At 66.8% G+C, this 23,040-nt stretch carries 20 protein-coding genes and 2 pseudogenes; 13 read left to right on the top strand and 9 right to left on the bottom strand.

What is annotated here, in order from left to right; all coding sequences use genetic code 11:
• The first annotated feature begins 630 nt into the window (after positions 1-630).
• The 4 genes from B8W69_RS11055 to B8W69_RS11040 all read left to right on the top strand — a co-directional run bounded on the left by B8W69_RS11055 (position 631) and on the right by B8W69_RS11040 (position 3,554).
• Complete coding sequence (locus B8W69_RS11055) at positions 631-1,533, top strand: PPE family protein, SVP subgroup (RefSeq protein WP_085289858.1); 903 nt, start codon at positions 631-633, stop codon at positions 1,531-1,533.
• A gap of 55 nt (positions 1,534-1,588) precedes the next feature.
• Positions 1,589-2,770 carry a PPE family protein, SVP subgroup gene (locus B8W69_RS11050; protein WP_085289857.1) on the top strand — a complete coding sequence of 394 codons (1,182 nt, stop codon included), beginning with the start codon at positions 1,589-1,591 and terminating at the stop codon, positions 2,768-2,770.
• A gap of 158 nt (positions 2,771-2,928) precedes the next feature.
• On the top strand, positions 2,929-3,225 hold the full coding sequence (locus B8W69_RS11045; RefSeq protein WP_064881136.1) for a WXG100 family type VII secretion target: 297 nt from the start codon (positions 2,929-2,931) through the stop codon (positions 3,223-3,225).
• A gap of 44 nt (positions 3,226-3,269) precedes the next feature.
• A complete protein-coding gene (locus tag B8W69_RS11040) occupies positions 3,270-3,554 on the top strand; it encodes a WXG100 family type VII secretion target (protein WP_085289717.1) in 285 nt (94 codons plus the stop codon).
• A 110-nt stretch (positions 3,555-3,664) separates the two neighbouring features.
• On the opposite strand, the gene B8W69_RS11035 is transcribed toward B8W69_RS11040, so the two are convergent.
• A complete protein-coding gene (locus B8W69_RS11035) occupies positions 3,665-5,029 on the bottom strand; it encodes a PPE family protein (protein WP_085289856.1) in 1,365 nt (454 codons plus the stop codon).
• Positions 5,030-5,730: 701 nt separating this feature from the next.
• Between B8W69_RS11035 and B8W69_RS11030 the strand changes: the two genes are divergently transcribed.
• Positions 5,731-6,504, top strand: coding sequence for a response regulator transcription factor (locus B8W69_RS11030; protein ID WP_085289855.1), 774 nt, complete (start codon positions 5,731-5,733; stop codon positions 6,502-6,504).
• Entirely contained in the window at positions 6,501-8,030 is a 1,530-nt protein-coding gene (locus B8W69_RS11025) for a sensor histidine kinase (protein WP_085289854.1), read from the top strand. Before B8W69_RS11030 ends, B8W69_RS11025 begins: the two co-directional genes overlap by 4 nt.
• Before the next feature lie 92 nt (positions 8,031-8,122).
• Here the strand turns inward: B8W69_RS11025 and B8W69_RS11020 are convergent, their stop codons facing one another.
• Entirely contained in the window at positions 8,123-8,686 is a 564-nt protein-coding gene (locus tag B8W69_RS11020; protein ID WP_085289853.1) for a DUF6611 family protein, read from the bottom strand.
• 434 nt (positions 8,687-9,120) lie between these two features.
• On the opposite strand from B8W69_RS11020, the gene B8W69_RS31970 reads away from it, so the two are divergent.
• From B8W69_RS31970 to B8W69_RS10990, 7 genes are read left to right on the top strand one after another with little or no spacing between them, the layout of a single operon-like run.
• Complete coding sequence (locus B8W69_RS31970; RefSeq protein WP_110881888.1) at positions 9,121-9,204, top strand: potassium ABC transporter ATPase; 84 nt, start codon at positions 9,121-9,123, stop codon at positions 9,202-9,204.
• Complete coding sequence (locus B8W69_RS29865; protein WP_110881887.1) at positions 9,201-9,290, top strand: K+-transporting ATPase subunit F; 90 nt, start codon at positions 9,201-9,203, stop codon at positions 9,288-9,290. Before B8W69_RS31970 ends, B8W69_RS29865 begins: the two co-directional genes overlap by 4 nt.
• Positions 9,290-10,960, top strand: a complete 1,671-nt coding sequence (gene kdpA, locus B8W69_RS11010) for a potassium-transporting ATPase subunit KdpA (RefSeq protein WP_085289851.1) — start codon at positions 9,290-9,292, stop codon at positions 10,958-10,960. The genes B8W69_RS29865 and kdpA overlap by 1 nt, the downstream gene beginning before the upstream one ends.
• Positions 10,960-13,110, top strand: coding sequence for a potassium-transporting ATPase subunit KdpB (gene kdpB / locus B8W69_RS11005; protein WP_085289850.1), 2,151 nt, complete (start codon positions 10,960-10,962; stop codon positions 13,108-13,110). The genes kdpA and kdpB overlap by 1 nt, the downstream gene beginning before the upstream one ends.
• A gap of 1 nt (position 13,111) precedes the next feature.
• Positions 13,112-14,035, top strand: coding sequence for a potassium-transporting ATPase subunit C (locus B8W69_RS11000; protein ID WP_085289849.1), 924 nt, complete (start codon positions 13,112-13,114; stop codon positions 14,033-14,035).
• Positions 14,036-14,046: 11 nt separating this feature from the next.
• Positions 14,047-16,617, top strand: a complete 2,571-nt coding sequence (locus tag B8W69_RS10995; RefSeq protein ID WP_085289848.1) for a DUF4118 domain-containing protein — start codon at positions 14,047-14,049, stop codon at positions 16,615-16,617.
• The gene (locus tag B8W69_RS10990; protein WP_085289847.1) at positions 16,614-17,294 is read left to right on the top strand and encodes a response regulator; all 681 of its coding nucleotides are present in this window, start codon (positions 16,614-16,616) and stop codon (positions 17,292-17,294) included. The genes B8W69_RS10995 and B8W69_RS10990 overlap by 4 nt, the downstream gene beginning before the upstream one ends.
• A gap of 88 nt (positions 17,295-17,382) precedes the next feature.
• Here the strand turns inward: B8W69_RS10990 and B8W69_RS10985 are convergent, their stop codons facing one another.
• The 7 genes and pseudogenes from B8W69_RS10985 to B8W69_RS31350 all read right to left on the bottom strand — a co-directional run.
• Entirely contained in the window at positions 17,383-18,330 is a 948-nt protein-coding gene (locus B8W69_RS10985) for a Ppx/GppA phosphatase family protein (protein WP_085289846.1), read from the bottom strand.
• Positions 18,324-18,812 (bottom strand): DUF501 domain-containing protein, encoded by a 489-nt coding sequence (locus B8W69_RS10980; protein ID WP_085289845.1) that lies wholly within the window; start codon positions 18,810-18,812, stop codon positions 18,324-18,326. Before B8W69_RS10980 ends, B8W69_RS10985 begins: the two co-directional genes overlap by 7 nt.
• Entirely contained in the window at positions 18,805-19,512 is a 708-nt protein-coding gene (locus B8W69_RS10975) for an FtsB family cell division protein (protein ID WP_085289844.1), read from the bottom strand. The genes B8W69_RS10980 and B8W69_RS10975 overlap by 8 nt, the downstream gene beginning before the upstream one ends.
• Positions 19,513-19,532: 20 nt before the next feature.
• The gene (gene eno / locus B8W69_RS10970; RefSeq protein ID WP_085289843.1) at positions 19,533-20,822 is read right to left on the bottom strand and encodes a phosphopyruvate hydratase; all 1,290 of its coding nucleotides are present in this window, start codon (positions 20,820-20,822) and stop codon (positions 19,533-19,535) included.
• A gap of 57 nt (positions 20,823-20,879) precedes the next feature.
• Positions 20,880-21,608 carry a lytic transglycosylase domain-containing protein gene (locus tag B8W69_RS10965; protein WP_110881898.1) on the bottom strand — a complete coding sequence of 243 codons (729 nt, stop codon included), beginning with the start codon at positions 21,606-21,608 and terminating at the stop codon, positions 20,880-20,882.
• 277 nt (positions 21,609-21,885) lie between these two features.
• Positions 21,886-22,970: pseudogene (locus B8W69_RS10960) on the bottom strand (nucleoside triphosphate pyrophosphohydrolase).
• Positions 22,967-23,038 (bottom strand): annotated as a pseudogene (locus B8W69_RS31350) (hypothetical protein); the annotation flags it as partial. The pseudogenes B8W69_RS10960 and B8W69_RS31350, both read right to left, overlap by 4 nt.
• Positions 23,039-23,040: the final 2 nt, after the last annotated feature.

Below are 23,040 nucleotides of genomic sequence, written 5' to 3'. Positions count from 1 at the left end.
GCACCATCATCGGGTGCTGCGACGGCCACTGGCCGCGCAAAGTTCCAGAGCAAGATCCCCTGGCCCCTTCCAGCGGCTCGCGGGTTTGCTACCTGATGTAGGGAGCAGCCACCGGCGGTCCGGGATGACCATGCCATGCCGGTTTGCGCGATATCGGCCCCGGCCGAGCGTCGCCGGACCCGTGATCCGCGTCAATTAAGCGCGGCCGCAACGTCCCGCCACGGCCGAACTCCAAGCGGCGCTGGGGATTCTGGGCTCCGTCTCCCGTCGCCGATCGGGCCATCGCGGGCTCGGCGCGGGGCGACCACCCGCGGGCGCGGCCACCCGTCCGTAATTAGCCAGATGTCTAATGTGCGGCGCGGACGGCGGTGGACTATTATCCCCGCGCCCCGCGCGATATCTTCAGATGGCCTCGGCGTTCAGGTGACGTCGCGGTGTCGACCGACAGGGGCTTGTTAAAACTATGACACTCGGCGTTAAGAAGCCGTAAACGGCTGTCACGTGTGCCTTTTCGACGGGAACGTGGAGTCCGTGAGTCGTTAGCCTTTGCCTACGCACAGGGGACGTGACGTGAACACACAGGCCGACTCACCGTAGGGGGTCGGCCGGTTCCAACACTAGGAGCAACGGATGTCATTTCTGACAACACAAACCGAAGAAATGTTAGCCGCGGAGCAGCTGCTCAGCGGGATCAACACCAACCTGGCAGCGCAGAACGCCGGCGCCGCGTCGGCTACCACCGTGATCGCTCCCGCGGCGGCCGATCCGGTCTCGGCCCAGCAGGCGGCCATTTTCTCGACCTACGGCACCACGTACCAGACGATCGCCGCCCAAGCGCAGGCGCAGCTGGAACAGTATGCGCAAACCCTGGGCATCAGCTCCAACAGCTACGGCGACACCGAGGCGGTCAACGCGAGCCAGGCCGTGCTGTCGAACGTGACGGCTGGGCCGCTCGACACGCCTGCGAGCACTTCTTCGGGGGGCACTCCCCTCGACTGGCTTGCATACCTGCTCGGCAGCACCGGCAACGGCACCAACCCGAACATGCTCGGCGGGTTGTTCGGCCTGTCGAGTAACGGTGCCAACATCTTGAACATCGGTGGCGGCAACTGGTCCTCGGCCGCGTCCGACCTGCTGGGGCTGGCCGGTGGTGGTCTGCTCGACACGTCCGGCGATGCCGCCGGCGCCGGATTGGCCGCGGACGTCGCCGCCTCGCCCGGGCTCGGAGCCACCGGCGTTGCGGCCGGCGGCATGGTCGGCATGGGCGCAATGCCGGTGGCCTCGATGGGCTCCGCGACCATGGTCAGCAACCTGGCGGTGCCGCCGAGCTGGGCCGGTGCACCCGCCCCGGTCGTCACGCCCGTCAGCGCGATCCAAACGGCGGGCTGGACCGCCGCCGCGCCGCAGGCCGGCGCCGGGACCGTTGTCCCCGGCATGCCCGGAATGGCCTCGGCCGGCCGCAGCAGCGCCGGCTTCGGCGCGCCGCGCTACGGCGTCAAGCCGATCGTCATGCCGAAGCCGACCGCGGTCTAACCCGCGGTCACAGTCAAACGTCGAATTCGAACAGACAAAAGGAGCGGGACACAAAATGGTTCTGAGTTTTGCAGCAATACCCCCGGAGATCACCTCCTCGCTCATCTACTCCGGTGCGGGCGCCGCGCCCCTGATGGCGGCCGCGACCGCCTATGCCAACCTGGCGGCCGAGGTGAGCACCACGGCCACCCAGTGGGAGTCGATCATCTCGTTGCTGACCAGCGAGCAGTGGACGGGCGGCGGATCGGCGGCGGCGGCCACGGCGGCCCAGCCCATCGTCACCTATCTGACCGAGACGGCCTCGACGCTCGAGCAGGCGAGCGCCCAGGCCACGGCGTCGGCGGCGGCGTTCGAGGCGGTTTTCGCTGCGGTGGTGCCGCCGCCGGTGATCGCCACGAACAGAGCCACCCAGGCGGCGCTCGTCGCGAGCAATGTGCTGGGCCAGAACACCCCCGCGATCGTGGCGTTGGACACCCTGTACGCCGAGTATTGGGCGCAGGACGCCGCCGCCATGGCCGCGTACCAGGCGGCCTCGGCGGCGGCCGGGGTGCTGACCCCGGTGACGCCGTTGACGTCGACCACCGATCCGGCGGCCGCCTCGGTCGTGGACAACGCCGCCCTCGGCGCGGACTCGACGGGCGGCACAGCCCAGGCGCTATTCAGCCCCGTCTCCAATGCGGCGGATTTGATTCCCAGTCCTCCCTGGGGGGCGAACACGTTCCCTGGAATTCTGGGCTCGATCGACAACTTCATCGGCACGCCCGCCGTGTTCAACGGCATCAACGGCGCCGTCAACACCGCGGCCTGGTTCGTCATGAACACGATCCCGACGGCGGTGTCGCTGGGTCACACCCTCGGTGCCGTGCCGGCCATCGCCGTCGGCGACGTGGCGCCCGACGGTGTCGCGGGCATCACCGAAGGCACCATGGTGCGCTCGGTGACGCCGGGAGCCGGCCTGGGCGCGGCCGCCTCGGCGGCCACCGGGGAGGCGTCCATGGTCGGCCGTCTGTCGGTGCCCCCCGGTTGGTCCGCGGCCGCGCCGGCGACGCAGTTGGCCTCGGCGACCGCACCACTCGAGGGCTCCGGCTGGACGGTCGCCTCCGAGGCGGCCGAGCCCGTCACCGCGATGCCCGGCATGCCCGGAATGGCGGGGGCGGCAAAGGGTGCCGGCGCCTACGGGTCCGGCCCGCGGTACGGCTTCAAGCCGATCGTCATGCCCAAGCAGGTCGTCGTCTGACAAGGACCGCTGATATGGGAAAAGGGGGTACATGTCACCCATTTGAGGCGAGCAATTAATCGGCGCGCCGCAGTCTCTTCACAACGCGGCCACCACTGCATCAATTACAACTGTTACGACTTCGGCGAACTGAAGCTTCAAGATAGGAGATAGCCGACATGGCAACACGTTTCATGACCGACCCGCACGAGATGCGGGCGATGGCGGGCCGCTTCGAGGTGCACGCCCAGACCGTTGAGGACGAGGCTCGCAAGATGTGGTCGTCGTCGATGAACATCGCCGGCTCGGGCTGGAGCGGTCAGGCCCAGGCCACCTCGTACGACACCATGGGTCAGGTCAACCAGGCCTTCCGCAATATCGTCAACATGCTCCACGGAGTGCGCGACGGACTGATCCGCGACGCGAACAACTACGAGCAGCAAGAGCAGGCCTCGCAGCAGATCCTCGGCAGCTAGCAGTCGAAGCGGCTGCAGCCCAACACTTTTAAGGAGCCAAGCAAATGAGCATCAATTACCAGTTCGGCGACGTGGACGCCCACGGTGCGCTGATTCGCGCCCAGGCAGCCAACTTGGAGGCCGAGCACCAGGCCATCGTTCGCGATGTGCTTGCTGCCGGCGACTTCTGGGGCGGTGCGGGTTCGGTGGCATGCCAGGAGTTCATCACCCAGTTGGGTCGCAACTTCCAGGTCATCTACGAGCAGGCCAACTCCCACGGGCAGAAGGTCCAGTCCGCGGGCAGCAACATGGCCAGCACCGACAGCGCCGTCGGGTCCAGCTGGGCCTGACACCTCGTCTCGACAGCGGGGCCGCACGCCAGATGGCGTGCGGCCTCGTTTTTGGTAGACGAGTGGGCTTGGGCCGCAACGGCGCAAGCCCGATTTGTTGCCGGCCTGGACTATCCGGCCACCGGCGAACGAGGAAACAGCGAGGGGCGCAAGCCGATGCGGTGAACTGCGCCGTCGGACTCACGGCCGACCATCGCGCCCAGCGGCAACTTGGATATGCCCGTTCCGGTTGCCGGCGACGGCACCGCGCCCACCGATCCCGCTACCGGAGCATCGAAAGCCGGCAGCGGCGCGACGGACGACACCGTCTCGGCCCAGGTCGGCGGCACCGACAGCGTTCCGAGCGCGGACGCTTGGCCCACACTCGCCGATGTGGTGGCGCCGAGGCCGCCGATCGGCCCGAGGTTTCCCAGTGCGCCCAGGTTGCCCAGGTTCCCCAAGCCCGGGGCCACGCCCCCTTCGGCGCCGATGATCGAACCCGCGCCCTCCATGTCGAGTCCCAAGCCGTAGACGTCCATACCGACCCCGGCGCCGTCGCCGCCCAATCCGGCACCATCGGCGCCCAGGCCGGCAAAGTCGGAACCCAGGCCGATTGCGTCCGACGCCAGGCCGGCCGTGTCACCGGATCCCGCCGCACCACCGAGAGCAGAGCTGACGCCCTGCACGGCCCCCAGCCCGGTGCTTGCGCCCTTGCCGGCACCTTTGCTCGTGCCGGTCAGGCTCGACAGCGCACCGAGTGGCGTGGAAGCCCCCGACGATCCCAGTGACGCCCCGGTGCCCATCGCCGCCGACGACAGGCCGGTGCCGCTCGACGACGATCCCGGGGTCGCGAGACCCTGCAGCGCTTGCGGCACCGAGGACATCGCGTGCGCCGAAGCGGTCTGGACGTGGCCGCCGGCCTGCGTGGCGGTCGCCTGGGCGACGGCGCCGGCCTGGCCCGCCGCCCCACCCGGGTTCGTCGTCTGCGGTGGCGACGTGAACGCGCTGAAGGTCGAGGCAGCGGCCGACGCGGCCGCGTAGCTGTACATCGCGGCGGCGTCCTGGGCCCACATCTCGCCGTACTGAGCCTCGGCGGCCATGATCGCGGGGGTGTTCTGCCCGACAAAGTTGGTCGCGATCAACGCCATGAGCTGAGCACGGTTGGTTGCGATGAGCGGAGGCGGCACCGTCATCGCGTACGCGGTTTCGTAGGCGGCCGTGGCGGCCGCGGCCTGGATGCCCGCCTGCTCGCACTGCTCGGCAATGGCCCGCATCCACAGCACGTAGGGCGCGACCACGGCCGCCATCGACATCGATGTCGGGCCCAGCCACTCGTTCGTCAGGATCGTGACCACCGATTCGTAGCCGCCCGCGGCGGCGCCCAGTTCAGCGGCCAGGGCGTCCCATGCCGCCGCGGCGGCCAGTAGCGTCGCGGGGCCCGGCCCCAGATACATCCGCCCGGAGTTGACTTCCGGGGGCAACGCGCCGAAATCCATTGCCTTCCTTAATCCTAGAAAAGTTTGCTGGGCCGGCCGGATACGACGAACGGCGCCGGCCCACGGCGACGCAGTCGCCGCATGACGCCCGGCAGCCCGTGCGGTCCCGCGTGGTGCGCGGCCGATGCAGCACCGGCGGGTAAGGGCCAACCTTTGGCTCCACCGGTCGACGGCTGTTGGGCGGCCCGGAACGCGATGCCTACGTGGACACGATGCGCCGTATCCGCGATGGCCACCGTCGTGCACGTCGGGGCATCGCCACCGGTCCGGGTCGGCACCGCGCTCAATGTCTGGGACTTCGCGCAGACGGGCTGCGTCACGAAAAACACGTCAATGACCCACTATTCGTAACACGATGTGACTGAAAGTTATGATGATCGGGACACCATCGTCGCTTGCCGTCGTACTCATGTTTTGAACAATCGACGACATTCGCTACACCGCAGCTCTTGCGATTTAGATGAAATCAATTCTGGCACCGTTGGTTTAGCGACCATGACCAGGTACCGGATCGCGTCCGTCAAACCAACGACTCTGCATTCCAGTATTTTTCGAAGTTCGATTGATCTCAAGGTGACACACGCGCACATAGAAAACACATATTTGAGTGCCGCCAGGTGCGATCTGGCAAACAGGCCTACATTTGAGAATTCTATGAACTCCGTGACACTCCCGTGTGTGGCTTGCCAGAATGCAGGAGCATGACCGCAATGTCGGGATACTCAGGCGCGCAGCGCCCACGCCAAGCCATCCTGGGGCAGCTGCCCAGGATCTACCGCGCCGACGGGTCACCCATCAGGGTTTTGCTGGTCGACGACGAGCCCGCGCTGACCAATCTGGTGAAGATGGCGCTGCACTACGAAGGCTGGGTTGTCGACATCGCCCACAACGGGCGCGAGGCCATGGCCAAGTTCGATCGGGTCAGTCCCGACGTCCTCGTCCTCGACATCATGCTTCCCGACGTGGACGGATTGCGGATCCTGGAACGCATTCGCCAATCCGACGCCTACACCCCCACGCTCTTCCTCACCGCGCGCGACTCGGTGATGGACCGCGTCACCGGCCTGACCGCGGGCGCCGACGACTACATGACCAAGCCGTTCAGCCTCGAGGAGCTTGTCGCCCGGCTGCGTGGGTTGCTCCGCCGCTCCGGCCAGCAGCCCACGCCGACGGCAGAAACCCTTAAGGTCGGCGACCTCAAGGTCGACAGCGCCAGCCGGGAAGTCACCCGCGATGGCGACCCGATATCGCTGTCCTCCACCGAGTTCGAATTGCTGCGCTTTCTCATGCGCAATCCCCGCCGTGCGCTGAGCCGCACCGAGATCCTGGACCGTGTCTGGAATTACGACTTCGCCGGCCGCACCAGCATCGTGGATCTCTACATCTCCTATCTGAGAAAGAAGATCGACTCGGGCCGGGAACCGATGATTCATACCGTCCGCGGTGTGGGGTACATGCTGCGGCCTGCGGAATGACCCGAGACCTGGACACCACATTCGGGGGGTTTCCGCGGTGGTTCCCCCATTCGCTACGCCGTCAACTGCTGTTGGGTGTGCTGGCCGTGGTCAGCGTGGTGCTGGTGACCGTCGGGATCGTCTCGGTGCTGAGCCTGCGCGGCTATGTCAACGCCATGAGCGATGCCGATGTCGCCGAGTCCCTGGACGCATTGAGCCACCAGTACACCAAATACCGCAACGGCGAACATGTTTCGCCGCACCCCGGCACCCCGCCGATCGCACAGGCGATGCTGGAGTTCACCGGGCAGACGCCCGGAAACCTGATCGCCGTGCTGCACAACGGCACCGTGATCGCGTCGGCGGTTTTCTCCGAAGACGAACCCAAGCCCGCGCCGGCCGACGTCGTCCGCGACCTGCAAGCGCAGACATGGAGTGACGGGCCGCCCCGCACCGAAATCCTCGGCAGGCTGGGGCCTTACCGCGTCGACAGCACCGTCGCCGGGTCCGACGTCCTGGTCGTCGGGGTGTCGCAGAACCTCGCCGACCGGATCATCGCCCGCAAACAGCTCACCACCATCGTGCTCACCGCGGCGGCGTTGGTGATCACCGCCGGGCTCACCATATGGGTAGTCGGCTACACGCTCCGTCCGCTGCGCCGGCTGGCGGCGATCGCCGCCGGTGTCGCAGCCATGCCGCTCACCGACGACGACCACCGGATCAGCGTCCGGGTGCCACCGCAGGACACCAACCCGCAAAACGAGGTCGGGATCGTCGGGCACACGCTGAACCGCTTGCTGGACAACGTCGACAGTGCGCTGGCGCATCGGGTCGACTCGGATCTACGGCAGCGCCAGTTCATCACTGACGCCAGCCACGAATTGCGCACACCGCTCGCTGCCATTCAGGGCTACGCGGAGCTCACCCGCCAGGACAGTTCGGCGCTCCCGCCGACCACCGAATACGCGTTGGCCCGAATCGAGTCCGAGGCCCGACGGATGGCTTCGCTCGTCGACGAGTTGCTGCTGCTCTCCCGCCTGGGCGAAGGGCAAGACCTGCAGTCCGAGGACGTCGACCTGGCCGAGGTGGTCGGCAATGCGGTGAACGACACGACCGTGGCGGCATCGACACATCACTGGGTCAAAGATCTGCCCGACGAGCCGGTATGGGTGCGCGGCGATCACGCCCGGTTACATCAACTGGTTAGCAATCTGCTCAGCAACGCCCGCGTGCACACCCCGCCAGGGGTCACGGTGACGACCGGAATCACCTGCCGCCGTGACGGTCCCGGGGCGCCCTACGCGGAACTGACCGTCACCGACGACGGTCCGGGCATTGACGCGGAGCTGTTGCCCAAGTTGTTCGAACGGTTCGTTCGGGCCGATAAGTCGAGATCCAACGGCACGGGCAATGGGCTGGGTCTGGCCATCGTCAGTTCGATCGTCAAGGCCCATCATGGTTCGGTCACCGCCGAATCCGCCCCGGGCAGAACGGTTTTCCTGGTCCGTCTGCCGAGGATCGAAAACCCGGTCCCACACGCCGACTAGCCGGGTAACCGCCCGCAGCGGAGCCCCTGGACGGTTAGCGAAGCCACGGCCGCAGTGCGATCTCTGGTGCCTGAGACATCTTGTCAGACAGGCTAAATCGATTCCAGGCGATGATAAGCATGTCGCCAGGTGGCTTTGTACTCCGCCGGGGAGATCGCACCGGTCGTCAACATACCGTCGGCCGCGGTGAGAATGTGGACGAGGATCTGCCATTCGCCGTACTTGCGCCGCTCATCGTCATCGGCGGTTCCTGGTGCGAGGATGACCGGCATGGACCTGACGTTCACACGGCCGTGTCCGACTCGCATGAACAGCAGGGCACCGACGCCGACGTAGGCGGCCACCACCATCGCCAGCACCGTCGTGGGCGGGGCTTCCGCGTTGCCCAGCAACATCAACGCGACCACGCCCAACGCGGCACCCGTCAGCGGCCAGCCCCGCCATAGCCGAGCCAACCGTCGCTCGGCGGTGCTGGCTCCGGGCGGATAGACGACCAACCAGTAGCGCCGCACACCGTGTCGGCCGACCCCGGCATCGAACGAACCCCAGGGGTGCGCGCCGTCGATCAGCCGCGTCCACCACCACGGAGCCGGCGGCTGCGCCGGGGGCGGTTCAGTGACGCCGAGTTGAATATCTGGGTGCCGGGCGGTTCGCATGGCTCAGCATTACGCCGGTTCAATGGCGCCCGCGACCACCCAAACACCACTCTTACGTTAATTGCGCCGAATTTTACGCAGCCTTATCGCCTCGACATCGAAGCCGCCTTTCCCCGGAGCGCCATTATGGCTGTCGACCAGATGCCTGGTGGAACCCCACTTCCTCAGTCGCACTGGCTGATTCGAGATGCGGTTGATCCTCTGGCACCGGACGGGGCGAGAAACGACTCAGCGCGGGCAACCGGCGGGGCTCGACGGAGGGCGTTAACAAAGCGTAAAGGTGATCCGCGACCTCGTTAGGAAAACGTCAACCCAAGACCCGTGCGGAGCGGGCCCAGCTAATTTCAAGCTGATCCTGCCTCCGAGGACTGCATTGCTGCTGACCTCGATGAGGTCTTTTCGTACGCAGGTCATCTGCGCGGAACGGAGACAAGATGGGCGTGGTGGTCTACATCGTGCTGACAGTGGCGGTGTTCGCCGTACTCGGCCTGGCCCAGAAGTTGGTCGAACGGCTATGAGCTACGAAAATATCGTCGGTTTGGTGCTTTCCATCCTCATCGCGCTGTATCTCGCTGGCGCGCTGCTGTTCCCGGAGGGGTTTTAGTGAGCACAGCAACAGCGGGGATCATTTTCCTCGCCGTACTGGTTCTGGCGCTGGTAGTGGTGCATGTGCCTTTGGGTGACTACATGTTTCGCGTGTACAGCTCGGAGAAGGACTCTTCCGTCGAGCGGGTGGTCTATCGGCTGATCGGTGTCGACCCACGCTCGGAGCAAACGTGGGGCGCCTACGCCCGAAGCACCTTGGCGTTCTCTTCGGTCAGCATCCTTTTCCTGTTCGTGTTTCAGCTGGTGCAGGGGAAGTTACCGCTGCATCTGCATGATCCGGCCACAAAGATGACCCCCGGGCTGGCCTGGAACACCGCCGTCAGCTTCGTCACCAACACCAACTGGCAGGCGTACTCCGGCGAAACGACACAGGGTCATCTCGTACAAATGGCCGGGCTGGCGGTACAGAACTTTGCCTCGGCCGCCGTCGGCATATCAGTGGCGATCGCGCTGGTGCGCGGCTTCGCTCGCCGGCGCACCGGCGAGCTGGGCAACTTCTGGGTCGACCTGGTGCGCGGAACGCTGCGCATTCTGCTGCCCATCGCGATCGTCGGCGCGATCCTGCTGGTGGCCGGCGGGGCGATCCAGAATTTCCACTTGCATGACCAGATTGTCGACACCGTCGCCGGCACCCGGCAGACCATCACCGGCGGCCCGGTGGCCAGCCAGGAGGTCATCAAGGAGCTGGGCACCAACGGCGGCGGCTTCTACAACGCGAACTCAGCCCACCCGTTTGAGAACCCGACCGCGTGGACCAACTGGCTGGAGATCTTCCTGCTGCTGGCGATCAGCTTCTCGCTGCCGCGCACCTTCGGCCGCATGGTGGGCAGCACGAAGCAGGGCTTCGCGATCGCCTCGGTCATGGCGACGTTGTACGCGACCAGCGTGACGTTCATGTTGTGGTTCCAGTTGCAGCATCACGGCACGGTCCCGATCGCGATCGGCTCGGCGATGGAGGGAGTCGAGCAGCGGTTCGGCACCGCCAACTCGGCGGTGTTCGCCGACTCGACAACGCTCACCTCCACCGGTGCCGTCGACTCGGTCCACGACTCGCTCACCAGCCTCGGCGGCATGATCGCCATGTTCAACATGCAACTTGGCGAGGTTGCCCCCGGCGGTACCGGGTCGGGCCTGTACGGCATGCTCGTGCTTGCGGTGATCACCGTCTTCGTCGCGGGGTTGATGGTCGGGCGAACCCCTGAATATCTGGGCAAGAAGATCAACCCGCGCGAGATCAAGCTGGCCGCAAGCTATTTCCTGGTCACGCCGCTGATCGTGCTGACCGGCACCGCGATCGCGATGGCTCTGCCGGGCGAACGGGCCGGCATGGCCAACAGCGGCCCGCACGGGCTTTCGGAGATTCTCTACGCATTCACCTCCGCGGCCAACAACAACGGCTCGGCCTTCGCCGGATTGAGCGCCAACACCGACTGGTACAACACCGCCCTCGGCCTGGCCATGGCATTCGGCCGATTCCTGCCCATCGTGCTCGTGCTCGCATTGGCCGGCTCGCTGGCCAACCAGGGCAGCACGCCGGACTCGGCGGGCACCCTGCCGACCCATCGGCCGCAGTTCGTCGGAATGGTCGCCGGCGTCACGTTGATCGTCGTCGCCCTCACTTTCCTGCCCATGCTCGCGCTCGGGCCTCTCGCTGAAGGAATCCACTGATGACCGCGACCGCGATCAACCGGGCCGAGCAGGAAGAGCCGGCGAACCACCCCAGCTCCAAACGGGTCCATGGCGGCTTGCTGGATCCGAAGGTGCTCTTGAGATCGACACCGGATGCGCTGCGCAAGCTCGACCCGCGCACCCTGTGGCGCAACCCGGTGATGTTCATCGTCGAAATCGGCGCCGCCTGGAGCACAGTGCTGGCGATCACCAGCCCGACGTGGTTCGCGTGGTTGACCGTGATTTGGCTCTGGCTGACCGTGCTGTTCGCGAACCTCGCCGAGGCGGTGGCCGAAGGCCGTGGCAAGGCCCAGGCCGAAACGTTGCGCCGGGCCAAGACCCAGACCATGGCCCGGCGGCTCAAGGACTGGGCGCCCGGCGCCACCGCCGTCGAGGAAGCGGTCGCCGCGCCGCAGTTACAGCAGGGCAACATCGTCGTGGTCGAGGCGGGGCAGGGAATCCCGGGGGACGGTGACGTCGTGGAAGGCATTGCCTCGGTGGACGAATCGGCGATCACCGGGGAGTCGGCACCGGTGATCCGCGAGTCCGGCGGCGACCGTTCCGCGGTCACTGGTGGCACCACCGTGCTGAGCGACCGCATCGTCGTGCAGATCACCCAGAAGCCCGGGGAGAGCTTCATTGACCGGATGATCGCGCTCGTCGAGGGCGCCAACCGCCAGAAAACCCCGAACGAGATCGCGCTGAACATCCTGCTGGCCGCGTTGACCATCATCTTCGTCTTCGCCGTGGCAACCCTGCAGCCGCTGGCGATCTACTCCAAGATGAACAACCCAGGCGTCCCGGATAGCCAGGCGCTCAACGCAAACGGTGTCACAGGCATCGTGATGGTGGCTCTGCTGGTGTGTCTGATTCCGACCACTATCGGTGCGCTGCTGTCGGCGATCGGCATCGCCGGCATGGACCGGCTGGTGCAGCGCAACGTGCTCGCCATGTCCGGGCGCGCGGTGGAAGCCGCCGGCGACGTGAACACACTGCTGCTGGACAAGACCGGCACCATCACGCTCGGCAACCGGCAGGCCGCCGCCTTCGTCCCCCTGGACGGAGTGACCCCCGGTCAACTGGCCGACGCCGCGCAGCTGTCCAGCCTCGCCGACGAGACACCCGAAGGTCGTTCGATCGTCGTATACGCCAAGCGGCACTTCGGGTTGCGGGCCCGCACACCCGGTGAACTCTCGCAAGCCCACTGGGTCGCCTTCTCGGCCGCCACCCGGATGTCGGGTGTCGACCTCGACGGGCACCAGCTGCGCAAGGGAGCGGCCAGCTCGGTCGCGGAATGGGTTCGCAGCCAAGGCGGAAAGGTTCCGGGCCAGCTTGGCGAGATCGTCGACGGCATCTCCGCCGGCGGCGGCACCCCGCTGGTCGTCGGGGAGAGCGTCAACGATGAGGCGGCGGTCCTGGGCGTCATCCACCTCAAGGACGTCGTCAAGCAGGGCATGCGTGAGCGATTCGACGAGATGCGCAAGATGGGCATCCGTACGGTGATGATCACCGGCGATAACCCGTTGACCGCCAGGGCGATTGCCGATGAGGCCGGTGTCGACGATTTCTTGGCCGAGGCCACGCCGGAGGACAAGCTCACGCTGATCAGGCGCGAGCAAGAGGGCGGCAAACTGGTCGCGATGACCGGCGACGGCACCAATGACGCACCCGCTTTGGCTCAAGCCGACGTGGGGGTGGCGATGAACACCGGCACATCGGCCGCCAAAGAGGCCGGCAACATGGTCGACCTCGACTCCGATCCCACCAAGCTCATCGAGATCGTCGAGATCGGCAAGCAGCTGCTGATCACCCGCGGCGCGTTGACCACTTTCTCCATCGCCAACGACATCGCGAAGTACTTCGCGATCATCCCGGCGATGTTCGTGGCACTGTTCCCAGGTTTAGACCTGATCAACGTCATGCGGTTGCACAGCCCGCAGTCGGCAATCCTGTCCGCGGTCATCTTCAACGCGATCGTCATCGTCATGCTGATCCCGCTTTCGCTGCGCGGCGTGCGGTATACGCCAAGCAGCGCGTCAAAGCTGTTGAGCCGCAACCTCTACATCTATGGCCTCGGCGGCATCGTCGCCCCGTTCATCGGAATCAAGTCGATTGACCTGATCGTTCAATTCATCCCGGGGATGTCCTGACATGACGTTTTCCAGTTTCGTTCGCATGCACTGGGCGGCGCTGCGCACCCTGCTGGTGCTGACCGTCATCACCGGTCTGGCCTACCCGCTGCTCATCTGGCTGGCCGCGCAGCTCCCTGGTCTGCACGACAAAGCCGAGGGGTCGATCCTGACCGCCAACGGCAAGCCCGTCGGCAGCAGACTGATCGGTCAGCTGTTCACCGATAAGGACGGCAACGCGCTGCCCCAGTATTTCCAGAGTCGTCCGTCGAGCGCCGGAAATGGCTACGACCCGATGGCCTCAGGCGGCAGCAACCTCGGGCCGGAGAGCATCGTCGACACACCGGCCGACCCTTCGCAACTGACGGCCGGAAAGTCCGCGTCGGATGCGGGCTTCAAGCCGAGCCTGCTGACGACGGTATGCTCGCGCAGCGCCGCGGTGGGCAAGCTCGAAGGCGTGAACGGATCACGTCCGTTCTGCACCGGCGGCGGTGTCGGAGCGGCGCTGTCGGTCATCGGTCCCCGCGACACGCGTGGAAACGTCACCCATCCCACCCGGGTGGTCAGCGTCAACGAACCGTGCGAATCGGTGGCCGCGCCATTCCTCGCGCTCTACGAGGGAGTACGCGTCGAATGCGCCAAATACGGCGTGGACTACTCGATCGGCCAGATCGTGCCCGTCCGCGGCGCCGCACCGGCTGACCCCGTGGTACCGGCCGACGCGGTCACCGCCGGCGGTAGCGGCCTGGACCCGAACATCTCCCCCGCCTACGCCGCTATCCAGGTGGGCCGGGTGGCCAAGGTGCGTCACGTCAGCCCAGATCAGATCCGTGAGGTGGTAGCGCAGAACAGTCACGGCCGTGGCCTCGGGTTCTTCGGTGAACCGAGCGTCAACGTGCTGCAATTAAACTTGCAACTCGACAGCAAGTATCCGTTCACGAGCTAGCGCCGTGGGGGATGATGGTTCAGGTGAGGGGCCGCAACGATCATCCGAAACGCGGGGAGCTGCGCATCTACCTCGGCGCGGCGCCGGGTGTAGGCAAGACCTATTCGATGCTCGGCGAAGCGCATCGACGCCTGGAGCGCGGCACGGACGTGGTGGCCGCGGTCATCGAGACGCACGGGCGCCGGAAGACCGCTGAGCTGATTCAAGGCATCGAGGTGATCCCGCCGCGGTACCTCAAATACCGTGGTGCCAGTTTCGCCGAGGTCGACGTGCCGGCCGTGTTGGCACGTCGGCCGCAGGTGGTCCTGGTCGACGAGCTCGCCCATACCAACACGCCGGGCAGTAAGAACGCCAAGCGATGGCAGGACGTCGAGGAATTGCTCGACGCTGGGATCACGGTGATCTCCACCGTCAACGTCCAGCACCTCGAGAGCCTCAACGACGTTGTCGCCCAGATCACCGGCATTGAGCAGAAAGAAACGATACCCGACTCTGTTGTGCGGCAGGCGGCACAGGTCGAGCTCATCGACATCACACCGGAAGCGCTGCGCCGCAGGCTATCCCATGGCAACATTTACGCGCCGGAACGCATCGATGCGGCGCTGTCCAACTACTTCCGACCCGGAAACCTCACCGCGCTCAGGGAATTGGCGTTGCTGTGGCTCGCCGATCAGGTCGACACCGCGCTGGCGAAGTATCGCGCGGAGAACAAGATCACCGACGTGTGGGAGGCGCGCGAGCGAGTCGTGGTGGCGGTCGCCGGCGGTGCGGGTTCCGAGACGCTGATACGGCGGGCATCGCGGATCGCGTCGAAGTCCAGCGCAGAGCTGATGGTGGTGCACGTCATCCGCGGTGACGGGCTGGCCGGGCTATCGGAAACGCGGATGAACAGGATCCGCGAGCTCGCGAACAGCCTCGACGCCTCGATGCACACGGTGGTCGGCGACGACATACCCACGGCCCTGCTCGATTTCGCCCGCGAGATCAACGCCACCCAGTTGGTCATCGGGACCTCCCGCCGGTCGCGGTTGGCACGCATCTTCGACGAGGGCATCGAACAGACCGTCGTCGAGCGGTCTGGGAAGATCGATGTCCACATCGTCACCCATGAGCAGGAAGCCAAACGCGCCCGAAGCGCGGTGACACTGTCGCGCCGGGGGCAACGGATCGCGTCCTGGTTGGCTGCCGTCATCGTCCCCTCGGTCATCTGCGCGACCAACGTCACGCTGCTGGACCGGTATCTGGATACCGCAGGCGAGAGCGCATTGTTCTTCGTCGGGGTGTTGTTGGTCGGACTACTGGGAGGTATTGCGCCCGCCGCACTTTCGGCGGTGCTGTCCGGGCTGTTGCTCAACTACTACTTGATCCCCCCGCGACACAGCTTCAACATCGATGAACCCAGCAGCGCCATCACCGAATTGGTGCTGTTGCTTATCGCGGTCGCAGTCGCGGTCCTGGTCGATTTCGCGGCCAAACGGGCCTGGGAAGCGCGACTCGCCTCCCAAGAGGCCGAGCTGCTCACCCTGTTCGCGGGTTCGGTGCTGCGTGGTGCCGATCTCGAGACGCTGCTGGAACGCGTGCGAGAGACCTACGCCCAGCGGGCGGTCACGATGCTGCGCGAACCCAGCGAGGAACAGCGCGCCAACGGCCAGAAGAGCGACGTCATCGCGAGCGTCGGCAGAGATCCGTGTGTCATCGTCGATTTTGCCGACACCGCTATCGAAGTCGGCGACAACGAGTTCTGGATGTTGCTCGCCGGCCGGAAGCTCTTCGCGCGTGACCGGCGAGTACTGGGCGCGGTGGCCAGGCAGGCCGCGGGTTTGATCAGACAACGCGAGCTCGCCGAAGAGGCGAGCCGGACCGAGGCGATCGTGCGCGCCGACGAGCTGCGGCGCTCCCTGCTTTCCGCGGTCAGTCATGACCTGCGCACACCGCTGGCCGCGGCCAAAGTCGCGGTGTCCAGCCTGCGCGCCGAAGACGTCGCCTTCTCCCCCGCCGACACCGCGGAACTGCTGGCCACCATCGAGGAGTCGATCGACCAGCTGACCGCGTTGGTCGGAAATCTGCTCGATTCGTCCCGGCTGGCCGCAGGCGTGATCCACCCGGATATGAGCCGGGTGTACCTCGAGGAAACCGTGCAACGCGCGCTGGTCAGCATCGGGAAGGGCGCCACCGGCTTCAATCGGTCGGCTATCGATCGGGTCAAGGTCGACGTGGGCGACGCGATCGTGATGGCCGACGCCGGGTTACTGGAACGCGTCCTTGCCAACCTGATCGACAATGCGCTGCGATACGCGCCTGACTGCGTGGTTCGCGTCAACGCAGGGCGAGTGGGCGATCGCGTCCTGACCAACGTCATCGACGAGGGCCCCGGAATTCCGCACGGAACCGAGGACCAGGTTTTCGCCGCCTTTCAGCGGCTCGATGATCACGACAACACCATTGGCGTCGGCCTGGGGATGTCAGTCGCGCGGGGCTTCGTCGAGGCGATGGGAGGGACGATCACGGCCACCGACACACCGGGCGGCGGACTGACCGTGATCGTGGACCTGGCTGCGCCGCAATCGATGGGCGTGCAGTGACTCGAGTCCTGGTGGTCGACGACGAACCCCAGATCCTGCGTGCGCTGCGTATCAACCTGTCCGTGCGCGGCTACGAGGTGGTGACCGCGTCGAGCGGGGGCGGCGCGTTGCGCGCCGCCGCCGAGCACAAGCCTGACGTGGTGATACTCGACCTCGGCCTGCCCGACATTTCCGGCATCGACGTGCTGGCCGGCCTACGCGGCTGGCTCACCGCACCGGTGATCGTGTTGTCCGCCCGCACCGATTCGTCGGACAAGGTGGAGGCACTGGACGCGGGCGCCGACGATTACGTCACCAAACCTTTTGGGATGGATGAGTTCTTGGCGCGGCTGCGCGCCGCCGTCCGGCGCAACACCGCTGCCTCCGAGCTCGAGCAACCGGTCATCGAAACGGAGTCGTTCACGGTGGACCTGGCCGCAAAGAAGGCCACCAAGAACGGCAGCGAAGTCCACCTCACCCCGACCGAATGGGGGATGCTCGAAGTCCTGGTCCGCAATCGCGGCAAGTTGGTGGGCCGCGAGGAGCTCCTCAAGGAGGTGTGGGGCCCGGCGTATGCCACCGAAACTCATTACCTGCGTGTGTATCTCGCGCAGCTGCGTCGCAAACTCGAAGACGACCCGTCGCACCCCAAACATCTGCTGACCGAGTCGGGCATGGGTTATCGATTCGAGGTGTGAGCCGCCCGTTCGCGTCGAGTGTGCTCTCATGGCATGAATACGGCTAAATCTCCGCCCTCATCGCAGACTCAAACCCCTGGATGCACACTCAACCCGCGATCGACAGCACGATGCCGTCCAGGATGTCGTGCTCGCTGACGGTCAACTCGTCGATCCCCGCACGGGCGCGCAGCTCGCGCGCCAGCTCCTCAACGACGATCGCGCCCCCGCCGATCACGTCGGCCCGGCCCTCGTGCATCGGCGGCAGCGCTGCGCGCTCGGCCCGCGTCATGCCGATCAGCCGCTCGCACACCGACAGCAGGTCATCGCCGGCGACACGCGAAAGATGAATGGCCGCGGAGTCATATGTCGTCATGTTGTGGGCCAGCGCCGACAGCGTGGTCATCGTCCCGGCCAGTCCGACCCAGGTCTTCGCCCCCTCCACGGGCACCACGCCCAGCGCGACCTCGAGTCGTTCACGCACCACCTGCCGGGCCGCCGCCACCTCCTCGGGCGTCGGCGGGTCCGAATGCAGGCAGCGTTCGGTCAGCCGCACGCAGCCGATGTCGGCCGAGTAGCTGGCCGTCACCGCGTCGCTGCCGACCACGATTTCCGTAGAGCCGCCACCCAGGTCGACGACGACGAAAGGGCCAGCCGCACTGTCCAACTCGCCAACCGCTCCCCGGAACGAGAGCTCGGCCTCTTCGGCGCCGGTGATCACCTCGGCAACCGTCCCGGGCAGCACCGCGCCCAACACCTCGGCCGTCATCGCAAAAAACGCGTCGCGGTTGGCGACATCGCGGGCGGCCGACGTGGCCACCATCCGCACCCGCTGCGCGCCATGCTCTTCGATCAGGGCCGCGTAATCGGTGAGCGCCGCGCGGGTGCGGGCGATCGCGTCCGCCGCGAACTCACCGGTCGCGTCGACACCCTGACCCAGCCGCACGATCCGCGTCTCCCGGTGCACGTCGCGCAGCCGGCCGCCGTCAAAGTCGGCGATCAGCAATCGGATTGAGTTGGTACCGCAGTCGATTCCCGCGAGCCTGCCGTTCACCATTGGCCTGCCGCCAAGATGCCGGCCATGGCGGGCTCGGCGGCCAGGATCGCCAGCGCCTCGTCGCCGAAGGGGTTCACGCCGGGGCCCTTGGCCAGCGAATGGGCGATCAGCACGTGCAGACACTTGACCCGGTCGGGCATTCCGCCGCCGGAGAACGTGGTGCCCAGCGGTTCGATCGCGTCCCGTTCGGCCAGATACGACTCGTGGGCGCGCCGGTAGGCGGCCGCCAATTCCGGGTCCTGGCCCAGCCTTTCGGTCATCTCACGCATCAGCCCCGTGGTCTCCAGTCTGCTGGCGGCGGCCGTCAAGGCCGGATGGGTCAGGTAGTAGAGCGTCGGAAACGGCGTGCCGTCAGGCAGTTTCGGCGCTGTCTTCACCACACCGGGTTCACCATTGGGACACCGGTAGGCGATTGCGAGTACCCCGCGCGGCTCACGCCCGAGCTGGCCCGCCACCGCTTCCAGGTCGGCATGATCAGCCACCGGAACCCGCGGGATTCGGTGCGGGCACCGGGCCGGGTGATCCCGGTTCGGCCGGCGGGGCTTCGGGCGCAGGCGCTTTGGCCGGCGGCAGGTGCGGGGTGTCGGCGATGGTGTGCCACAGCGACGTGTACCAGGGGTCACCGTTGGCTGGCTTCGCTGACGGTGATCCCGGCTGCGCGGGCTCGGCCGCCGACGGCGGAAGCTGAACCTGGAACGGGATGTCGCCGGGCTTGACGAAGCCGAGCCGCTCGCGCGCCTGCGCCGCGATGTAGGCCGGGTCACCGAGTTTGGCCTTGCGCTGCTCTAGGTCCGCGACCTGGCGGCGCAGCGCCGCTTCGCTGGCGGCCAGCTGGTTCATCTCGGTGCGCTGCGCGAAGTAGGTGCGCACCGGTCCGGCGATGGTCAACGTCAGCACGCAGATCACCGCGGCCAGCACCGCCGCGCGGCGCGCGGTGAAACCCAGCCGCTGCTCGGAGCGCTGCTCCACCGATTCGGCGGCCTTGCGTGTGATGGGCTCGACGACATGCTCTTGCTGCGTTCGCGTGGCGGTCCGGCCGGACTGGTTCGCCGTGGGTGACGTCCGCGAAGACGGCTTGGAGGACGGCTTGGGCGTGCGGCGGCCCCGACCCGAATCGCCGGCCTTCCCCGGGCGGGATGCCGGGGAGCGCCGTTTCGAATCGGGGCGTTTCGCGTCAGCCATGTCAGCCGTTGAACGTCAAGCTATTTCGCCTCCACGGCGTACCGCGGAAAAGCCAGGTCGCCGGCGTAGCGCGCGGCGTCACCGAGCGCCTCCTCGATCCGCAGCAACTGGTTGTACTTGGCGACGCGCTCGCTGCGGGCCGGTGCACCGGTCTTGATCTGCCCACTGCCGACGGCCACTGCCAGGTCGGCGATCGTGGTGTCCTCGGTCTCGCCGCTGCGGTGGCTAATCATCGTGCGATAGCCGCTGTGGTGGGCGAGCGCGACGGCGTCCAGGGTCTCGGTCAGCGTGCCGATCTGATTCACCTTGACCAGCAACGCGTTTGCCACCCCCTTGTCGATGCCCTCTTCCAGGCGCTCGGGATTGGTGACGAAGATGTCGTCGCCGACCAACTGCACCCGGTCACCGATCGACGCGGTCAGGGTCACCCAGCCGTCCCAATCGTCTTCTGACAGCGGGTCTTCGATCGACACCAGCGGATACGAGCCGAGCAGCCCGGCGTAGAAGTCCGCCATCTGTTCGGCGGTGCGGGTGGCGCCCTCGAACTTGTAGCCGGTCCCGTCGGTGAAGAACTCGGTGGCCGCCGCGTCGAGCGCGAGCGCCACGTCGGAGCCGAGCTTGAAACCGACCGACTCGATGGCCCGGCTGATCAGGTCCAGGGCCGCGACGGTGCCCGCGACGTCGGGGGCGAAACCGCCCTCGTCGCCCAGGCCGGTGCTCAGGCCCTCCTTCTTCAGCACCGACTTCAGCGCGTGGTACACCTCGGCGCCCCAGCGCAACGCCTCGGCGAAGCTGGGCGCACCGATCGGCGCCACCATGAACTCCTGGATATCGACGGCGGTGTCGGCGTGCGCGCCGCCGTTGAGGATGTTCATCATCGGCACCGGCAGGATGTGCGCGTTCGGGCCGCCGAGGTAGCGGAACAGCGGCAGCTCGGCGGAATCGGCGGCGGCCTTGGCCACGGCCAGCGACACGCCCAGGATCGCGTTGCCGCCCAGCCTCGACTTGTCGGGGGTGCCGTCCAGATCCAGCAGCGCCTGGTCCACCAGCCGCTGATCGTCGGCGTTCAGCCCGATCACCGCCGGACCGATCTCGTCCAGCACGGCCTGCACCGCTTTCCGCACGCCCTTGCCGCCGTAACGCTCGCCACCGTCGCGCAGCTCGACGGCCTCGTGCTCGCCCGTCGACGCGCCGGACGGCACCGCCGCGCGGGCAAACGTCCCGTCGATCAGGGCTATCTCGACCTCGACTGTCGGGTTACCGCGGGAATCGAGGATCTCGCGGGCCCCCACCTGCTCGATAATCGGCACTGAGTTCTCCTTGCGTCGTCGCCGGTGCGTGCTTTTTCCGGTCAGCGATACATCCTGCTACAGCGGGTGGCCCTTCGCGTAAGCGGTCGCCCAATCGCGGACCGCCCGGGCGTAGACACCGGAATTGTTGTAGGCGCGCAGCGCGGTGATCCACCCGCGCGGCGTTCCGAGATCCTTTCCGCGCCAACACAGATAGCCGGCCGCCGCGAGCGCGGCGTCATCGATATTGTCCGGGCTGACCCGGCCGTCATTGTGAGCGTCGACACCATAGAGCCGCCACGTCTCCGGGATGAACTGCATCGGCCCCATGGCGCGCGTCACGCCGTCTCCGTCAGTGACGGATTCCTCGGTGTCGACGATGCGCAGGGTGCCGCCACTGCCGTCGAGGCGGACACCCCGAATCGGGGGGCTCACATCGCCGTTGGGGGCCAGCCGCGCACCGCGGTAGGTGCCGTGGTGGCTTTCGACCTGGCCGATGCCGGCCAGGGTCGTCCACGCGATGTGGCATTTCGGGTTTTCGACTTCGGCGACCCGGGCCGCGTAGGCGTAGGCCTCGAGCGCGATAACCGGGATCTCCAGCCCCGCCGACCGCTGTTGGGCCCACTCCCGCAACTGATCCGCGGGCCGGCCGCTGGCATGGGTGTCTACCGCCGGCACGGCATCCCCGGCCGGTGGCGGGACGCCGTCGGGGATGAACAGGCTGAGCTGCCAGGTACAGCTAGAGGCCAGCACGATCGCGGTCGCGCCGATCACGGCGGCCGCGCGCATCCAACGCCTCGGCGACACCATGCTTTCCTGAGCTCCCCACACTCGCCTGCACCAACTTCCGCCACACCATCGTCCCATGCGTTCGGGAACTACCCGGTTGCCTCGGGCCTCGGCGCCCCGACCTATCGTCGGTTTCAGCTAATTCTCGGTTAGCTGCTCGTCGCCTCGGCTAGCGCAGTCAGACCTTCGCCGACCACGGGGATTCGCAACCTCATCCGCGATAGTACCGAGCGGCCGATGACAAAAGCGGCAAACATTCCGGTGATCGCTCCGACTCAATCGCCGAAAGTGCGAATTAGTGCGCCGCGGCGCCGCGGTACGGGAGTCGCCGGCCCGTCAGGCGTCGTCGACCGTGGCGTCCGCGGTGGATTCTTCCTCGACCACATCGACGGACACGTCGACCTCGCCGTCGGTCTCGGGCGCCGACTCCCGATCGTCGACCGCAGGCTCCTCGGTCGGCCAGTGCCCGCGCCACTCCTCCTCGGAGATCTCGCCGAGCGGCGCGACGTCGAACTCCTCGGGAACACCGGTGCCTCGGCGCGCCGCCGCGATCACCCGCTCGACTCCGCGGACCGCCTCCACGAATTCCAGAACGGCGCTGCGCAGGGCACTTTCGGCATCGACGTCGGCCGACACCGAGATCGAGGTGACCGCTTCAGGAATCAGGTCCGCGGGCAGGCCCGCTTTGCGGGCACGCGCAATGACCTTCTGCGCCAGCGCCAATGCGGGCTGCCCGGTGTGCACGTCGTCCATCACCGATTTGCGCGGCTTCTCGGCCGCCTTGCGCTCTTCCCACTGGGCCAACTGCTCTTCGAGCGAAATCGATTGCCCGGCAAGCACTCCCGGCACCCGGTTGCCCAGTTTGCGCATCAGGGTGGCGGCGACGTCGTCGATGGTGAAGGGGAACTGCGACGCATCCTCGGCGATGCGGGCGTGGAACAGCACCTGCAGCAGCACGTCGCCGAGCTCTTCACGCAACTGGTCGGCATTGCCGCTGCCGACCGCGTCCAGCAGCTCGTAGGTCTCCTCCAGCAGAAACCTGCGCAGCGAATCATGGGTTTGCTCGCTCTCCCACGGCCCGGCGGTGCGCAGCTTGTCCATCATCGCCACGGCATCGACCAACCGTTCACCGCGCGGCGTGTCGGGCGCCGCGATCAGCCGGGCCCCGGCCGCCAACCGCGCGACGACGGCGGGGTGGTCGGGGTCCGACGAGAGCAACACCGGGGCGTCCTCGCCGGAGTGCACCGGGCGCGCCGCGGACAGCGACCACGGCACCGCGACGGGCATCTCCTCGGTGTACTGCACCTCGCCGCTGAGGTGCTCGATGGCTTCAATGGGCACCAGCGAGGGCCGGCGGGGGTCGAACAAGACGACGATCACAGGCGCCCCTCCTCATCGCTTCGTCCCCCGCAAGCGGGCGGTACCCCCACCGCATCGTCGCGGGCGCGGA

The sequence above is a fragment of the Mycolicibacterium vulneris genome (assembly GCF_002104765.1).
In the GTDB taxonomy this organism is placed as follows: domain Bacteria; phylum Actinomycetota; class Actinomycetes; order Mycobacteriales; family Mycobacteriaceae; genus Mycobacterium; species Mycobacterium vulneris.
Note: the sequence above shows the minus strand (reverse complement) of the source record. Positions and strands in the feature narration are given on the sequence as shown.

Coding starts and splice junctions, on each gene's coding strand:
- B8W69_RS11055 (WP_085289858.1), top strand. CDS start 631: ATGTCATTTCTGACAACACAAACCGAAGAAATGTTAGCCGCGGAGCAG.
- B8W69_RS11050 (WP_085289857.1), top strand. CDS start 1,589: ATGGTTCTGAGTTTTGCAGCAATACCCCCGGAGATCACCTCCTCGCTC.
- B8W69_RS11045 (WP_064881136.1), top strand. CDS start 2,929: ATGGCAACACGTTTCATGACCGACCCGCACGAGATGCGGGCGATGGCG.
- B8W69_RS11040 (WP_085289717.1), top strand. CDS start 3,270: ATGAGCATCAATTACCAGTTCGGCGACGTGGACGCCCACGGTGCGCTG.
- B8W69_RS11035 (WP_085289856.1), bottom strand. CDS start 5,029: ATGGATTTCGGCGCGTTGCCCCCGGAAGTCAACTCCGGGCGGATGTAT.
- B8W69_RS11030 (WP_085289855.1), top strand. CDS start 5,731: ATGACCGCAATGTCGGGATACTCAGGCGCGCAGCGCCCACGCCAAGCC.
- B8W69_RS11025 (WP_085289854.1), top strand. CDS start 6,501: ATGACCCGAGACCTGGACACCACATTCGGGGGGTTTCCGCGGTGGTTC.
- B8W69_RS11020 (WP_085289853.1), bottom strand. CDS start 8,686: ATGCGAACCGCCCGGCACCCAGATATTCAACTCGGCGTCACTGAACCG.
- B8W69_RS31970 (WP_110881888.1), top strand. CDS start 9,121: ATGGGCGTGGTGGTCTACATCGTGCTGACAGTGGCGGTGTTCGCCGTA.
- B8W69_RS29865 (WP_110881887.1), top strand. CDS start 9,201: ATGAGCTACGAAAATATCGTCGGTTTGGTGCTTTCCATCCTCATCGCG.
- kdpB (WP_085289850.1), top strand. CDS start 10,960: ATGACCGCGACCGCGATCAACCGGGCCGAGCAGGAAGAGCCGGCGAAC.
- B8W69_RS11000 (WP_085289849.1), top strand. CDS start 13,112: ATGACGTTTTCCAGTTTCGTTCGCATGCACTGGGCGGCGCTGCGCACC.
- B8W69_RS10995 (WP_085289848.1), top strand. CDS start 14,047: ATGATGGTTCAGGTGAGGGGCCGCAACGATCATCCGAAACGCGGGGAG.
- B8W69_RS10985 (WP_085289846.1), bottom strand. CDS start 18,330: ATGGTGAACGGCAGGCTCGCGGGAATCGACTGCGGTACCAACTCAATC.
- B8W69_RS10975 (WP_085289844.1), bottom strand. CDS start 19,512: ATGGCTGACGCGAAACGCCCCGATTCGAAACGGCGCTCCCCGGCATCC.